General features: G+C 60.3%; 14 protein-coding genes. 5 read left to right on the top strand and 9 right to left on the bottom strand.

Annotated features, from left to right (window positions below; translation table 11 throughout):
* Window positions 1-67 precede the first annotated feature (67 nt).
* The 3 genes from FHU12_RS03250 to FHU12_RS03240 all read right to left on the bottom strand — a co-directional run bounded on the left by FHU12_RS03250 (window position 68) and on the right by FHU12_RS03240 (window position 3,988).
* The gene (locus FHU12_RS03250; RefSeq protein WP_141967393.1) at window positions 68-2,194 is read right to left on the bottom strand and encodes a S9 family peptidase; all 2,127 of its coding nucleotides are present in this window, start codon (window positions 2,192-2,194) and stop codon (window positions 68-70) included.
* A gap of 54 nt (window positions 2,195-2,248) precedes the next feature.
* A complete protein-coding gene (locus FHU12_RS03245; RefSeq protein ID WP_141967390.1) occupies window positions 2,249-3,046 on the bottom strand; it encodes a TonB family protein in 798 nt (265 codons plus the stop codon).
* A gap of 102 nt (window positions 3,047-3,148) precedes the next feature.
* A complete protein-coding gene (locus tag FHU12_RS03240) occupies window positions 3,149-3,988 on the bottom strand; it encodes a ChaN family lipoprotein (RefSeq protein ID WP_141972829.1) in 840 nt (279 codons plus the stop codon).
* 177 nt (window positions 3,989-4,165) lie between these two features.
* On the opposite strand from FHU12_RS03240, the gene mmuP reads away from it, so the two are divergent.
* Window positions 4,166-5,575: an S-methylmethionine permease gene (gene mmuP / locus FHU12_RS03235; RefSeq protein ID WP_141967388.1), complete on the top strand. Its 1,410-nt coding sequence runs from the start codon at window positions 4,166-4,168 to the stop codon at window positions 5,573-5,575.
* Complete coding sequence (gene mmuM, locus FHU12_RS03230; RefSeq protein ID WP_141967386.1) at window positions 5,565-6,503, top strand: homocysteine S-methyltransferase; 939 nt, start codon at window positions 5,565-5,567, stop codon at window positions 6,501-6,503. Before mmuP ends, mmuM begins: the two co-directional genes overlap by 11 nt.
* 49 nt (window positions 6,504-6,552) lie before the next feature.
* On the opposite strand, the gene maeB is transcribed toward mmuM, so the two are convergent.
* The 5 genes from maeB to FHU12_RS03210 all read right to left on the bottom strand — a co-directional run bounded on the left by maeB (window position 6,553) and on the right by FHU12_RS03210 (window position 10,293).
* Entirely contained in the window at window positions 6,553-8,832 is a 2,280-nt protein-coding gene (maeB, locus tag FHU12_RS03225) for an NADP-dependent oxaloacetate-decarboxylating malate dehydrogenase (RefSeq protein ID WP_016926766.1), read from the bottom strand.
* A 212-nt stretch (window positions 8,833-9,044) separates the two neighbouring features.
* A complete protein-coding gene (gene lysC / locus FHU12_RS27075; RefSeq protein WP_180547555.1) occupies window positions 9,045-9,218 on the bottom strand; it encodes an Rz1-like lysis system protein LysC in 174 nt (57 codons plus the stop codon).
* Window positions 9,199-9,579 (bottom strand): DUF2570 family protein, encoded by a 381-nt coding sequence (locus FHU12_RS03220; RefSeq protein ID WP_141967384.1) that lies wholly within the window; start codon window positions 9,577-9,579, stop codon window positions 9,199-9,201. The genes lysC and FHU12_RS03220 overlap by 20 nt, the downstream gene beginning before the upstream one ends.
* Window positions 9,576-9,956, bottom strand: coding sequence for an L-Ala D-Glu endopeptidase ChiX (gene chiX, locus FHU12_RS03215; RefSeq protein WP_462362594.1), 381 nt, complete (start codon window positions 9,954-9,956; stop codon window positions 9,576-9,578). Before chiX ends, FHU12_RS03220 begins: the two co-directional genes overlap by 4 nt.
* A gap of 10 nt (window positions 9,957-9,966) precedes the next feature.
* On the bottom strand, window positions 9,967-10,293 hold the full coding sequence (locus FHU12_RS03210; RefSeq protein ID WP_033643982.1) for a phage holin, lambda family: 327 nt from the start codon (window positions 10,291-10,293) through the stop codon (window positions 9,967-9,969).
* Window positions 10,294-10,586: 293 nt separating this feature from the next.
* Between FHU12_RS03210 and chiB the strand changes: the two genes are divergently transcribed.
* Window positions 10,587-12,086 carry a chitinase ChiB gene (gene chiB / locus FHU12_RS03205; protein WP_141967380.1) on the top strand — a complete coding sequence of 500 codons (1,500 nt, stop codon included), beginning with the start codon at window positions 10,587-10,589 and terminating at the stop codon, window positions 12,084-12,086.
* An 85-nt stretch (window positions 12,087-12,171) separates the two neighbouring features.
* On the opposite strand, the gene FHU12_RS03200 is transcribed toward chiB, so the two are convergent.
* A complete protein-coding gene (locus FHU12_RS03200) occupies window positions 12,172-13,113 on the bottom strand; it encodes a LysR family transcriptional regulator (protein WP_141967378.1) in 942 nt (313 codons plus the stop codon).
* 404 nt (window positions 13,114-13,517) lie between these two features.
* Between FHU12_RS03200 and cbp21 the strand changes: the two genes are divergently transcribed.
* Together cbp21 and tal are read left to right on the top strand one after the other, a co-directional pair.
* A complete protein-coding gene (gene cbp21, locus FHU12_RS03195) occupies window positions 13,518-14,111 on the top strand; it encodes a chitin-binding protein/chitosanase CBP21 (protein ID WP_004936574.1) in 594 nt (197 codons plus the stop codon).
* 247 nt (window positions 14,112-14,358) lie between these two features.
* Window positions 14,359-15,309: a transaldolase gene (gene tal, locus FHU12_RS03190; protein WP_141967376.1), complete on the top strand. Its 951-nt coding sequence runs from the start codon at window positions 14,359-14,361 to the stop codon at window positions 15,307-15,309.
* Window positions 15,310-15,317 lie beyond the last annotated feature (8 nt).

Raw genomic sequence — 15,317 nt, 5'->3', positions numbered from 1 at the left:
CCCGCCGAAAGCGCGGTAAAAGGTTGTTATTGTTTTATTGCGCCGCAGCGTGCTGCGGCGCTAAAGGTTATTTCTTCGCCTGCCGGTCCGCCGCCAGAATAAAGGCGTACTCCAGCGCGCCGTTTTCCAGCCGCGCCAGGCGGCCTGATTTGCCGCCGTGGCCGGCGGTCATGTCGGTGGAGAGCAGCAGCAGCGAATCGCCCTGCTTGAAACGCCGCAGCTTCGCCACCCATTTGGCCGGCTCCCAATACTGCACCTGCGAGTCGTACAGACCGCTGGTGACCAGCAGGTTCGGGTAATGCTGTCGGCGCACGTTGTCGTACGGGCTGTAGGATTTCATCAGCGCATAGGCGGCCGGCTGGTGCGGGTTGCCCCACTCCTCGTATTCGCCGGTGGTCAGCGGAATGCTGTCGTCCAGCATGGTGGTCACCACGTCGACGAACGGCACCTGCGCCACCACCGCGTTGTACAGCTGCGGCGCCTGATTGATCACCGCCCCCATCAGCAAGCCGCCGGCGCTGCCACCCATGGCGTAGATGCGCCCCGGTTGGCCGTAGCCGTCTTTGATCAGCGCCTGGGTAGCATCGATGAAGTCGTTGAAACTGTTCGGTTTGTGCGTCAGCTTGCCCTGTTTGTACCAGCTCTGCCCCAGCTCGCCGCCGCCGCGCACGTGGATCAGCGCATAGACGAAGCCGCGATCCAGCAGGCTGATGCGGTTGGCGCTGAACGCCGGATCCATGCTCATGCCGTAAGCGCCATAGCCGTACACCAGCAGCGGGTTATGCCCGTTTTTGAACAGCGATGTGCGGTACACCAGCGAGACAGGCACCTTCACGCCATCGCGCGCCGTGACCCAGATACGCTCGCTGTGATACAGGCTGGGATCGACGCCTTTCACCTCCTGCTGCTTCAGCAGGGTGCGCTCGCCCTTGTTCAGATCCCACTCATAGGTGCGGGTCGGCGTGGTCATCGCCGAATAGCCGTAGCGCAAGCGATCGCTGTCCGGCTCGGGGTTATAGCCCAGCCAGGCCATGTAGCTGGCGTCGTCGAACGGGATGGCGCGCTCGGTTTTGCCGTCCCAGCTGATTTGCCGCAGCTGCACCAGCCCGTTGGCGCGCTCCTGCACCACCAGCCAGTCGCGGAACAGGCTGAAGCTTTCCACCTCGTGCTGCGCCTGCGGTGCGATCAGCGTCTGCCACGGTTTGCCCGCCGCCGCCGTGCGGTACAGGCCGAAGTTCGGATCCTGATGGTTGGAACGCAGATAGAACTCGCCCCGGTAGTGATCGAGGTAATACTCGCGGCCGTTCTGCCGGGCGGCGAACAGCTGCGGCTCGCGCTGCGGCTGGTTGGCGTCGATCAGGCGCACTTCGGAGGTGGTGTTGCCGCTGATGGTCAGAATCAGGTAATCGCGCGAGGACGAGCGGCCGAGGCTGAGGTAGAACGCCGGATCGTTCTCCTGGTACACCAGCTTATCTTCCGCCGTCGGCGTCCCGTACTGATGGCGATAGACCTGGTATGGCAACAGCGTTTGCGGGTGGTTGCGCACGTAGAACAGGGTTTGGTTGTCGTTGGCCCACACCATATTGCCGGAGGTGTTTTCCAGCGTTTCCGGCGACCAGCGTTCACTGTCTATCTCGCGCAGGGAGATGCGGTATTGGCGACGGCCCTGCAGATCTTCGGCTACCGCCAGGCGGCGGTTGTCCAGGCTGACGTCCATCGCCCCCAGGCGGTAATAGGCGTGGCCGGCCGCGCGCTGATTGGCGTCCAGCAAGGTTTGCCACGGCGCGTCGGCGGTGAGCGCCTGGCGCTGATACAGTGCGAAATCTTTACCGGCGGCGTAGCTTTCCTGGTAGCGATAGCCGTTGAGCTGATACGGCACCGAACGATCGTCAGGGCTCATGCGGCCCAGCATCTCCTGATACAGCGTGGCGCGCAGCTTCTGGTACGGCGCCATCATCTGCTCGGTATAACGGTTCTCCGCCTTCAGGTAGTCCAGCACCTTCGGTTCTTTTCGGCTGTCGTCGCGCAGCCAGTAGTAATCGTCGGTGCGCGTCTCGCCGTGGGCCGTCAGCGCTTTCGGCGCGCGTTCCGCCAACGGCGGCTGCGGTTGCGCTAACGCACCGCCGGCGACGCCTAAATAAAGCCAAAGCGCGGCCGCGATGCGACGGCGCGAGGTAGATAACAGCGGATTCATAATCCCTCACGAAGTTTGAAGAGGCGCACGACGACGATGCGGCGCCTGCGGGCATTAACGGCGGGCATTCAGCTCCGCCAGATTGAAATCGATCGGCATCGTCACTTTGACGGCTCCCTGCTGCAGCATCTCCGGCGGCGGCGGCGGCAACGGCTGGGCGCGCGACACCACCGCCACCGCTTCCCGATCCAGCGACGCGGTGCCGGAACGCACCTGCAGCACGACGTTCGAGACCCGCCCCTGCGCGTCAACGCTGAAACTGACCTGCGGCATGCCGCTGCGCCGGCGGCTGCGGGCATCCAAAGGGTAATCCTTGATGCGGTTCAGTTTGCCTTTTACCAGGCTCTCCCACGACAGTTTGGCCTGCGCGTTGCTGTTGGCGTCGCTGTTGATTGGGGCGGCGGTCTGGTGGGAGATCGTCTGCGCCTGCGGCGCGGCGGCGCTGGACGCGGCGGCGTTGCGCGTCTCTTTGGCCTGTTCCTGCGGCTTCGGCTGCGCTTTTTGCGGGGGGCGGTGTTCGACGCGCTTCTTCTGCGCCGTCACGATTTTTGCTTTATCGGCGCGCGCCAGCTTGGGCAGATCCGGCTGTTGCTGCTGCTCCGCCGGCTGCGCCGCGGCGGACTCCGCCTGCTGCACGCCCAGCGGCAGCGGCTTGCTTTCCGGCGCTTCAATCTGCGCCGCCCAGCTCATCATTACCGCCGGCGGCGGCAGCGCCACCGGCTCCAGCGCCGTCTGCGGCCAGTAAAACAGCAGCACCAACGCCACATGCGCCGCCAGGGCGAGCAGCAGGCCGCGCGCCCAGCGCGGCTGCGGCAGTTCAAAGGCCAGGAGGGAGTAAGACTGACTTAACATAGGGGCATTAGCTTGCTTAATTGCGAATGATTGCAGATCACATTTACTAATGATAATCATTTGCAAATATAATTAACACCCCTTTTCACTCTCTTAACGTATTCATTTCACTGATGGTGTGATCCACAGATAGTCTGCGGTGTTCGCATCGACCTGTACGCCCGGTTCCGCCAGCATCAGCACCGTCGGCGCCGCCGCCGGTTGCAGATCCCGCACGTGCAGCGGCACCCCCACCGATTTAGCGGCGTGATAGCCACCGGCGATCAACAGCGCGGGCGTCGGCGCCGCCAGCAGACGTTCCGCCATGCGCCGGTCGCGCTGCTGCTGGATCGCCAACATCGCATGCAGCTGGTCGGCCTCAATCTTGCCGCCGTGCGAAGTGCGGATGGTCTCTTCCAGCGCCTTGCGCACCGCCGGCTGCGCCGATAGCTGCCCCGCCGGGAACTGCGGCTGCTGATAGAACGCCGTAATCTCGCTGCGATCCAGGTTGGCCGACCACAGCGGGTAAGGCGCACGCATCGCCGCCATCGTCACCCCGCCATACAGCTCCCACTTCCAGCCCGGCTGCCAGGCGATCAGTTCCGCTACGCGGCCGTCACGCACCGTGGGATCGCTCTGCAGCCACTGTTTGACCTTGTCGACCTGCGCCTGCTGGTTTGGGTTGATCATCTCCATCAGCACGCTGCCCTGCGGCCGCCGTTGCGGCAGCTGCTGCACCAGCCATTGCTCAATCTGATGGTGGTAAGGATTGTCATGCTTCTCCCCCAGGATCACCCGCGGCTGCTGCGCCAATCGCGTCAACAGCTGCTCCGGTGTCAGGGTCGCGCCGCTGTGCAGATCGGTGATGCTACCCAGACTCGCGACGTCGCTGGCCGGCGTCTTAACCGGCGTTTGGCTGCAGGCGCCAAGCGCCAACGCCGCCAATAAAATCAGATATCTCATCATGTTGCCCCATTATCGAAAATGGCGACATTATAGATAATAATTATCATTTGCATATAGATCTGGCTTAACGATTTTTTTACGTGGCGATCGCCGGCTGCGCATTGCGTTGAAAAAGCATTGCGGGTATAACCAATAGCCATTCAGATATTTAGACGTCTATACGGATAGATTATTATGCAACCATCGGCACCCGCCGCAGGACAGTTCAAACGCAGCATGAAGGCCCGGCACCTGGTGATGCTATCGCTGGGCGGCGTGATCGGCACCGGGCTGTTTTTCAACACCGGCTACATCATCTCCACCACCGGCGCGCTCGGCACGCTGCTGGCCTACCTGATCGGCGCGCTGGTGGTGTATCTGGTGATGCTGTGCCTGGGCGAGCTGTCGGTGGCGATGCCGGAAACCGGCGCCTTTCACGTCTATGCTTCACGCTATCTGGGGCCGGCCACCGGCTATGCCGTCGCCTGGCTGTATTGGCTCACCTGGACGGTGGCGCTCGGCTCCAGCCTCACCGCCGCCGGATTCTGCATGCAGTACTGGTTCCCGCAGTCGCCGGTGTGGCTGTGGTGCCTGATCTTCTGCGCGGCCATTTTCCTGCTTAACGTGGTGACCACCCGCTTTTTCGCCGAAAGCGAATTCTGGTTTTCGCTGATCAAAGTGGTGACCATTCTGGCGTTTATCATTCTGGGCGGCGCCGCCATGTTCGGCCTGCTGCCGATGAAAGACGGCACGCCGGCGCCGTTCCTGCATAACCTGACCGCTTCCGGCTGGCTGCCGCACGGCACGCTGCCGATCCTGATGACCATGGTGGCGGTGAACTTTGCCTTCTCCGGCACGGAACTGATCGGCATCGCCGCCGGTGAAACCGAGAACCCGGAAAAAGTCGTGCCGCTGGCGATCCGCACCACGGTGATCCGCCTGATGCTGTTCTTTATCGGCACGGTCTTCGTGCTGGCGGCGTTGATCCCGATGGATCAGGCGGGGATCGTCAAAAGCCCGTTCGTGCTGGTGTTTGAACGCATCGGCGTGCCTTACGCCGCCGATATCTTCAACTTCGTGATCCTGACCGCCATCCTCTCGGCGGCCAACTCCGGCCTGTACGCTTCAGGGCGCATGCTGTGGTCGCTGGCCCACCAGCGCACCCTGCCGGCCTACTTTGCGCGCGTCAATGCGCGCGGCATTCCGATCAACGCCCTGACCTTCAGCATGCTCGGCGGCGTGCTGGCGCTGCTGACCAGCGTGATCGCGCCGGACACGGTGTTTGTCGCCCTGTCGGCGACCTCCGGTTTTGCGGTGGTGGCGGTGTGGCTGAGCATCTGCGCGGCCCACTTTGCTTTCCGCCGCGCCTACCTGCGCAGCGGCCAGCCGATAAGCGGCCTGAAATACCGTGCGCCCGGCTACCCATTGACACCGATCCTCGGCTTCGCACTATGCCTGCTGGCCTGCATCGGGCTGGCGTTCGATCCGGAGCAGCGCATTGCGCTCTACTGCGGGCTGCCGTTCGTCGCCTTGTGCTACCTCACCTATTTCCTGACCCGGCGCGCCGGGCAAAAAACCGCTTTGGGAGAACAACATGTCGGTTAATAACCCCGTCGCCCGCCTGCTGGCCGAACACCCCACGCTGATCCTGGACGGTGCGCTGGCTACCGAACTGGAAGCGCGCGGCTGCGATCTGACCGATCCGCTGTGGTCGGCCAAGGTGCTGATTGAAAATCCCGAGCTTATCTATCAGGTGCATCTCGATTATTTCAACGCCGGCGCCCACTGCGCCATCACCGCCAGCTATCAGGCCACGCCGCAGGGCTTCTCGCGCCGCGGCCTGGATCAGGAGCAATCGCTGGCGTTGATCGCCAAAAGCGTGCAGCTGGCGCAACGCGCGCGCCGCGATTATCTGGCCGCGCACCCGCAGGCGGCGCCGCTGCTGATCGCCGGTTCGGTGGGCCCTTACGGCGCCTATCTGGCCGACGGCTCGGAATACCGCGGCGACTACCGGCTGGCGCAGGATGACATGATTGCCTTCCACCGGCCGCGCCTCGCAGCCCTGGCCGCCGCCGGCGTCGATCTGCTGGCCTGCGAAACGCTGCCGTCGTTCACCGAACTGCAGGCGCTGCTGACGCTGCTGCAGGAGTTCCCGACGCTCGGTGCCTGGTTCGCCTTCACCCTACGCGACAGCCAACATCTCAGCGACGGCACGCCGCTGACGGAGGTCCTGTCCGCGCTGCGCGGCAACCCGCAGGTGCTGGCGATCGGCATCAACTGCATCGCGCTGGACAAGGTCGCTCCGGCGCTGCGCCAACTGGGCGCGCTGGCCGACAAACCGCTGCTGGTTTATCCGAACTCCGGCGAGCACTACGATGCGGTGAGCAAAACCTGGCACGCCTGCGGCGGCGAGCACGGCAGCCTGGCGGATCAGGCGACGGAGTGGAGCACGCTCGGCGCACAATTGATCGGCGGCTGTTGCCGCACCACCCCGCAGGATATCCGCGCCATCGCCGCGCGCTGTAAGGTATAAAAAAGCCCCCGGCGCCAACGGCGCAGGGGGCCAGTCACTCAACCCGGGCTTACAGTGGTTCGGTCTGGGCTTCCACTACCGCCAGCGCCACCATGTTGACGATGCGGCGCACCGAGGCGATCGGCGTCAGGATGTGCACCGGCTTGGCGACCCCCATCAGCACCGGCCCGACGGTCACCCCTTCCGAGCAGGAGACGCGCAGCAGGTTGTAGCTGATGCGCGCCGCTTCCATGTTCGGCATGATCAGCAGGTTGGCCGAGCCTTTCAGCGGGCTGTCCGGCATCAGATCGTGACGGATGCTTTCCACCAATGCGGCGTCACCGTGCATTTCGCCGTCGATCTCCAGCTCCGGCGCCAGCTCGTTCACCAACTCCAGCGTTTTGCGCATCTTGCGCGCCGCCGGGCAGTCGGAAGAGCCGAAGCTGGAGTGAGACAGCAGCGCCACCTTCGGCTCGATGCCGAAGCGGCGCACGGTTTCCGCCGCCATCAGGGTGATCTCCGCCAGCTGCTCCGGCGTCGGATCGTCGTTAACGTAGGTGTCGGCGATAAAGGTGTTGCCGCTCGGCAGCAACAGCGCGTTCATCGCGCCGGCGACGTGCGCGCCTTCACGGAAGCCGAACACGTTCTTCACCACGTCGTAATGCTCGTGATAGCTGCCGATGGTGCCGCAGATCATCGCGTCCGCTTCGCCGCGGTGCAGCATGATGGCGGCGATCAGCGTCGGGTTACCGATCACCGCGCGCCGCGCCTGTTCCTGCGAAACGCCGCGGCGTTTCATGATCTGGTAGTACTCGCCCCAGTATTCGTTGAAACGCGGATCCGACTCGTTGTTCACCACTTCGAAATCTTTGCCCGGCGTCAGCTGCAGGCCCAGCTTTTTCAGGCGCATCTCGATCACGCTCGGGCGGCCGACCAGGATCGGGAAGGCCAGCCCCTGCGACACCAGCTCTTGCGTGGCGTGCAGCACGCGCTCTTCCTCGCCTTCCGCCAGCACCACCCGCTTCACCTCTTTGCGCGCCTGCGAGAAGATCGGTTTCATGAACAGGTTGGTTTTGTAGACGAACTCCGCCAGCTTCTCGACGTAGGCGTCGAAGTCTTCGATCGGGCGCGTCGCCACGCCGGAATCCATCGCCGCCTTGGCCACCGCCGGCGCGATCTTGACGATCAGGCGCGGATCGAACGGTTTCGGAATGATGTATTCCGGGCCGAAGGAGAGATCCTGGTCATCATAGGCGGAAGCCACCACGTCGCTCTGCTCCGCCAGCGCCAGATCGGCGATGGCATGCACGCAGGCCAGTTTCATCTCTTCGTTGATAGTGGTGGCGCCCACGTCCAGCGCGCCGCGGAAAATGAACGGGAAGCACAGGACGTTGTTCACCTGGTTCGGGTAGTCGGAACGGCCGGTACAGATGATGGCGTCCGGGCGCACCGCTTTGGCCAGCGGCGGCAGAATTTCCGGTTCCGGGTTGGCCAGCGCCATGATCAGCGGATCGCGCGCCATGGTTTTCACCATATCCTGCGTCAGGACGCCCGGGCCGGAGCAGCCGAGGAAGATGTCGGCGTTCGGGATGGCGTCGCCCAGCGTGCGCTGACCGTTATCCTCGATGGCATAGGCGGCTTTGGTCTGCTCCATGTTGGCGTCGCGGCCTTTATAGATGACGCCCTTGGAATCGCAGACGGTGATGTTCTGTTGACGCAGCCCCAGCGCCACCAGCAGGTTCAGACAGGCGATAGAGGCCGCACCGGCGCCGGACACCACCAGCCGCACATCGGAGATATTCTTCTTCACCACGCGCAGGCCGTTGAGCACCGCCGCAGTGGTGATGATCGCCGTGCCGTGCTGGTCGTCGTGGAACACCGGGATCTTCATGCGCTCACGCAGTTTCTGTTCGATGTAGAAACACTCCGGCGCCTTGATATCTTCCAGGTTGATGCCGCCGAAGGTCGGTTCCAGCGCGGCGATAATGTCGATTAATTTGTCAGGGTTATGCTCATCCACTTCGATATCAAACACGTCGATACCGGAAAACTTCTTGAACAAAACGCCCTTGCCTTCCATCACCGGCTTACCGGCCAACGCGCCGATATTGCCCAGACCCAGTACCGCCGTGCCGTTGGAAATCACCGCCACCAGGTTGCCGCGCGCGGTGTATTTGTAGGCCGCCAGCGGATCTTCGGCGATCTCGAGGCAAGGCGCGGCGACGCCCGGCGAATAGGCCAGCGCCAGATCGCGCTGGGTCGCCAACGGTTTGGTAGGGGAAACCTGGATCTTCCCTGGGACAGGAAACTGATGGAAATCAAGGGCACTCTGTTTGAGCTGTTCGTCCATTATGGATTCCTTTGTTTTTTGCTTTTATGTTGAGGTAAGGCTTTGAGGCTGCGCCCTGCCGTGGGCCATGGCGCCCAAGTACAATGACAGGGCACAGCCTTGAAGTATAGTGAGAGAAACATCACAAACTTTGAAGCGGACCATAACCTTGGCCGAAAGACCGTTTTAAAAGTAAAAAAAGGATCGCAAGACGAGTCGGAGAAGCGCCGCCATCAGTATGGCGGCAGCGTGGCGCGCCAGGCGTTGAGCGTCTCTACCTGACCGGCGCAAATGTGTAACGAGGTTTGTAACGCCAGGGTATAGCTTACCGCATCGCCCCAGGTCTCCCCTTGCAGCTGCGGTTGCTCACAAGGCGCAAACACCGACTCAGGGGGCAACAGCGGCACGGCCTGCTGCGGCGGTGGCCGGGCGCAGGAGCTCAAGCACAGCGCGAGGCAGAGGCTGAGCAGCGCAGGGATCGTTTTTAATCGCTTCACGGTATTTCCTCTGATAAGCCTCGTGTTGTTGGCGCAGCTGCTGTTCCTGCCGCTGCTGCGCCGCCATCAGCGCACGGTTTTGCGCATCCTGAGTCTGCAGGGTGGCGATTAGTCCGGCCTGCTGCGCCAGGCTTTTCTGTAGCTCTGCCGCCTGTTGCCGCGCAGACGCCAACTGGTGCGACAGCAGCGAGCTATAGCCACCCAGGCAGATTGCCGCCAGCAACAACAGCAGCAAGCCGCCCTGCATCAGTTTTTGCAGCCAACCGCTCATGCCGGGTAGTCCCGGAACGGCAGTTGGAAGTGCGGGCCATCCTTGAGGGTTTTCCATTCGCCGCCCCATTCGACGTTGATGCCGCATTCACGCGCCGCGCGCCGCACCGCTACCGCGATCTGCGCGTAGTAATCCCACTCCCAGGAGACCACGCCCGCCGGCATCGCCACCACGTCCACCGCGTGGCCGGTCAGGTGGCGGCTGCGCAGCGTTTGGCTGCTGCCGGCGCGCACCATTTCCCGCTGGCGCGCCATGCTGCGCAGCCCCTCGCTGACGGAAAACGGCACCAGCGAATAACGCAGCGCCAGACGAATCACGCGCACCAGATCCGGGTGCACGCCGCGCAGGTTATCTTCGCTGCGGGCGGTAAAGCGAATCTCTTCGATGTCATTTAACATTTTTAAACCCCGTCTTTTTGCCGATGAATTTTTTAATTAAGGCGTTGATGTAATCCGCCCCCATAAAACCAATCAGTACGCTGGCCAAATTCGCCCAATTTAATTCCAGGCCCATCAACGCCAGCGCATCGCGCACCGTCCAGGCTAATAACGCACACATCGCCGCATTCAATAAACGGCGCCGAATACCCACGTTGCGATAGGCACCGTGCAATAGCGCCATCACGCCGGCCAAAATGGCGTTCAATACCGGCTGAAGATATTCACATACTCGCTGGACTATTAAGCCAACAGCGTCAGGCTCTATGCTGGACATAGCTCATCTCCTTTTTTATTTTTAATTAAATGCCAATCACGGCCGGTGGGACATCGGATAATCAGAATCTAGTTAAGGATGCTATTACAAAGCAAATGAATAAATACAGGCCCTATGGTCGAATTCATTCATGCTGAGCGCTGACACAACTCATCAGCGCCAATTTATGCGGCAGTGAATAAAAATTCACTGTTATCGTGATTTATTTCGACTTTCGTTTTCACGAAAAATAAACATTAATGTCTGCGGGAAATAGTTCCCCAACATAAAAACAGCCACCCTGGAGAAATACCATGTCCACACGCAAAGCCGTTATTGGGTATTATTTTATTCCGACCAACCAAATCAATAATTACACCGAGACCGATACGTCTGTCGTGCCGTTCCCGGTTTCCAACATCACGCCGGCCAAAGCCAAACAGCTGACGCACATCAACTTCTCGTTCCTGGATATCAACAGCAATCTGGAATGCGCCTGGGATCCGGCCACCAACGATGCCAAAGCGCGCGATGTGGTCAACCGTCTGACCGCGCTCAAAGCGCACAACCCCAGCCTGCGCATCATGTTCTCCATCGGCGGCTGGTACTACTCCAACGATTTGGGCGTGTCGCACGCCAACTACGTCAACGCGGTGAAGACCCCGGCGTCGCGCACCAAGTTTGCCCAATCCTGCGTGCGCATCATGAAGGATTACGGCTTCGACGGCGTGGACATCGACTGGGAGTATCCGCAAGCCTCAGAAGTGGACGGTTTCATTGCCGCGCTGCAGGAGATCCGCACCCTGCTGAACCAGCAAACCGTCGCCGACGGCCGCCAGACGCTGCCGTATCAATTGACCATCGCCGGTGCCGGCGGCGCTTTCTTCCTGTCGCGCTATTACAGCAAGCTGGCGCAGATCGTCGCGCCGCTCGATTACATCAACCTGATGACCTACGATCTGGCCGGCCCCTGGGAGAAGATCACCAACCACCAGGCGGCGCTGTTCGGCGACGCGGCCGGGCCGACCTTCTACAACGCGCTGCGCGAAGCCAATCTGGGCTGGAGCTGGGAAGAGCTGACCCGAGCCTTCCCCAGCCCGTTCAGCCTGACGGTCGACGCCGCGGTGCAGCAACACCTGATGATGGAAGGCGTGCCGAGCGCCAAAATCGTGATGGGCGTCCCCTTCTACGGCCGCGCCTTCAAGGGCGTCAGCGGCAGTAACGGCGGCCAGTACAGCAGCCACAGCACACCGGGTGAAGATCCGTATCCGAACACCGATTACTGGCTGGTGGGTTGCGAAGAGTGCGTGCGCGACAAGGATCCGCGCATCGCTTCCTATCGCCAGCTGGAGCAGATGCTGCTGGGCAACTACGGCTATCAGCGGTTGTGGAACGACAAGACCAAAACCCCTTACCTGTACCATGCGCAAAAAGGGCTGTTCGTCACCTATGACGATGCCGAAAGCTTCAAATACAAAGCGAAGTACATCAAGCAACAGCAGCTGGGCGGCGTGATGTTCTGGCATCTGGGGCAGGACAACCGCAACGGCGATCTGCTGGCCGCGCTGGATCGCTATTTCAACGCCGCAGACTATGACGACAGCCAGCTGGATATGGGTACCGGCCTGCGCTACACCGGCGTCGGCCCCGGCAACCTGCCGATCATGACCGCGCCGGCTTATGTGCCGGGCACCACTTATGCGCAGGGCGCGCTGGTGTCCTATCAGGGTTACGTCTGGCAGACCAAGTGGGGTTACATCACCTCCACGCCGGGTTCCGACAGCGCCTGGCTGAAGGTGGGCCGCGTGGCGTAAGCCATAAAAAAACCCCGTAGCCGAACGCTGCGGGGTTTTCATTGAGTTAACCGTTTGATTTTCGCGTCCCTTCGTCTCTATTCCTTCAGTTGTGGCACCAAGGATACCCGCCATCCCGCACCACTTCCCGGCCCATCAGGCTGTAAACATCGCTTTTGCGCGTCAGCCGCTCATGCCACCAGCTAAATCCGGCGCCCTTGCTGGCCGGGTGCCACGCCAGCCAAATCATTTCGTCGCCCTTTTGCATTTCCACCGGCACCGTCACCAGTTCGCCGCTGGCCAATTCCTTTTCGATCAGCGCAGGCGGCAGAAAAGCGTGGCCGATGCCGCGTTTGAGCAGCGCCAGGTTGCTTTCCACGTCGCACACCACCAGCTGGCGCTGCAAAGGCAGCGTGCCGTGATTGCGTTTGGGCAGCTCATGGCTGCTGTCGGCGATCACCACCACGATGTCGTTCAAGCGCTGCTTCTTGCACACCGGCTTTCTCTGCGCCGCGAACGGGTGCGAGGGCGACACGCACAGCACAAAGTTGAGCTTGCCGAGCATCAGGGTTTTGGCCTGCACGCTGTCGGGGATTTGGCCGATAGCGATGATCAGATCCGCCCGGTTGTTCTTCAGCGCATCCCAGGTGCCGTTCAACGCTTCCCGCTGCACTGAGATATTGGCGTTCGGGCAATGCTGAATATAATCGCGGATATCCTGCGTCAGGGTCTCCAGTGGGAAGAAGGTGTCTACCGCCAGGCGGATATTATTGTCCAGCTTGGGGATGTTACGCACCCGGCTTTCCAGATCCTGTACCGCATTTAATATCCAGCCGCCTTCCTGCAGGAGAAATTCCCCTTCATCCGTCAGGGTAATCATGGGGCCATTGCGATGAAAAAGTTTCACGCAGAGTTTGCTTTCAATATTGGAAACCCGATAAGAGATCGCCGAAGGCGTTTTATGCAGCGCCTCCGCCGCCATAGAGAAAGAGCCGGTGCTCTTGATGGTACTGATTATTTTAATCGCGTCCAGGGATAATCTAGTCATACAAATTCCTCTTTAAAATAAAATAAGAAAAATGACACTAAATTCCCACGGTGGTGGCGCACAAAAATCGATCAAATCGAACAAGGGTACTCAACGCAACAAGCAATATACGTCATAAATGAGAGCGCTATCTTAAATACTATTCATCACTAGATGATATAAATTTCATCATAGCGCCGTGCTTTTACACTGTGACAGTAAAATAAATTCAGCCTAACGATCAAAGATCGTCATCATAATAATTTTAGTTAATAGCCGTTAAAACATTCCGCTCTACCGCACAACCAGAATGATAAAAATAAAACAAGCCGACAAGAAGGGGTATTTCTAATTGCGTTATTAGCCTCTCATTTTGTCGGTGAAATACGCTCAACTTACAACATAATTTCAGTCAGGAGTGACTTATGAACAAAACTTCCCGTACCCTGCTCTCTCTGGGCCTGCTGAGCGCGGCCATGTTCGGCGTTTCGCAACAGGCGAATGCCCACGGTTATGTCGAATCGCCGGCCAGCCGCGCCTATCAGTGCAAACTGCAGCTCAACACCCAGTGCGGCAGCGTGCAGTATGAACCACAGAGCGTCGAAGGCCTGAAAGGCTTCCCGCAGGCCGGCCCGGCTGACGGCCATATCGCCAGCGCCGACAAATCCACCTTCTTCGAACTGGATCAGCAAACGCCGACGCGCTGGAATAAGCTCAACCTGAAAACCGGCCCGAACTCCTTTACCTGGAAGCTGACCGCGCGTCACAGCACCACCAGTTGGCGCTATTTCATCACCAAGCCGAACTGGGACGCTTCCCAGCCGCTGACCCGCGCTTCCTTTGACCTGACGCCGTTCTGCCAGTTCAACGACGGCGGCGCCATCCCTGCCGCACAGGTGACCCACCAGTGCAATATACCGGCAGATCGCAGCGGTTCGCACGTGATCCTTGCCGTGTGGGATATAGCCGACACCGCCAACGCTTTCTACCAGGCGATCGATGTCAACCTGAGTAAATAATCGGCAAAGTGAGGCGATCTTTGAGGGTTCAGCCTGGCGCTGAACCCTTCTTTTTTTGGCTCTCACTCTACTGCCCCCTCGCCGCAAGCCGCGCCCCGCCTGGGTTTATTCGGCATTCATTGTTATTATCCATCGCAACAATCAGAAAAAGCGCATTTTCATTCCCGACCCGATGATGCAGTGTGTTCCCCCTATGATGAAAAAGGTTCTCATTTCCCTACGTTGAGCTTGGTCAAGGAGCTTATTAATGAATCAATTAGACGCACTCAAGCAGCTGACCACGGTGGTCGCCGACAGCGGCGATATCGAATCCATCCGCCAGTTCGAACCCCAGGACGCCACCACCAACCCTTCGCTGATCCTGAAAGCCGCCGCGCTGCCGCAGTACAAGGCGCTGATCGCCGAAGCGCTGGATTACGCCCGTCGTCAGGGCGGCAGCAAGGAAACCCAGCTGATCAACGCCAGCGATAAGCTGGCGGTCAATATCGGCGTCGAGATCCTCAAAAGCGTGCCGGGCCGCATCTCCACCGAAGTGGACGCCCGCCTGTCGTTCGATCGCGGCATGTGCGTCGCCAAAGCGCGCAAGCTGATCGCCATGTATCAGGAACAAGGCATCGACAAATCGCGCATCCTGATCAAACTGGCTTCCACCTGGGAAGGCATCAAAGCCGCCGAAGAGCTGGAAAAAGAAGGCATCAACACCAACCTGACGCTGCTGTTCTCCTTCGCCCAGGCCCGCGCCTGCGCCGAAGCCGGCGTGTATCTGATCTCGCCGTTCGTCGGCCGCATCTATGACTGGTACCAGGCCAAACAGCCTGCCGCCGACTACGATGCCGATCAGGATCCGGGCGTGAAGTCGGTGCGTACCATCTATGAATACTACAAGCGTCATCGTTACCAGACGGTGATCATGGGCGCCAGCTTCCGTAAGGTTGAGCAGATTTTGGCGCTGGCCGGCTGCGATCGCCTGACCATCGCACCAAACCTTTTGGAACAGCTGAAAAACAGCGACCAGCCGGTCGAGCGCAAGCTGACCCCGTCTACCGAGGGCTTCCATCAACCTGCCCCGCTGGCTGAAGCGGAGTTCCGCTGGCTGCACAACCAGGACGCCATGGCGGTGGAAAAACTCGCCGAAGGCATCCGCCTGTTCGCCGTCGACCAGCAGAAGCTGGAAGACATGTTGGCCGCTCAACTGTAATCGCACTG

Origin of the sequence: Serratia marcescens (assembly GCF_006715005.1) — a bacterium.
Classification (GTDB): domain Bacteria; phylum Pseudomonadota; class Gammaproteobacteria; order Enterobacterales; family Enterobacteriaceae; genus Serratia; species Serratia montpellierensis.
Note: the sequence above shows the minus strand (reverse complement) of the source record. Positions and strands in the feature narration are given on the sequence as shown.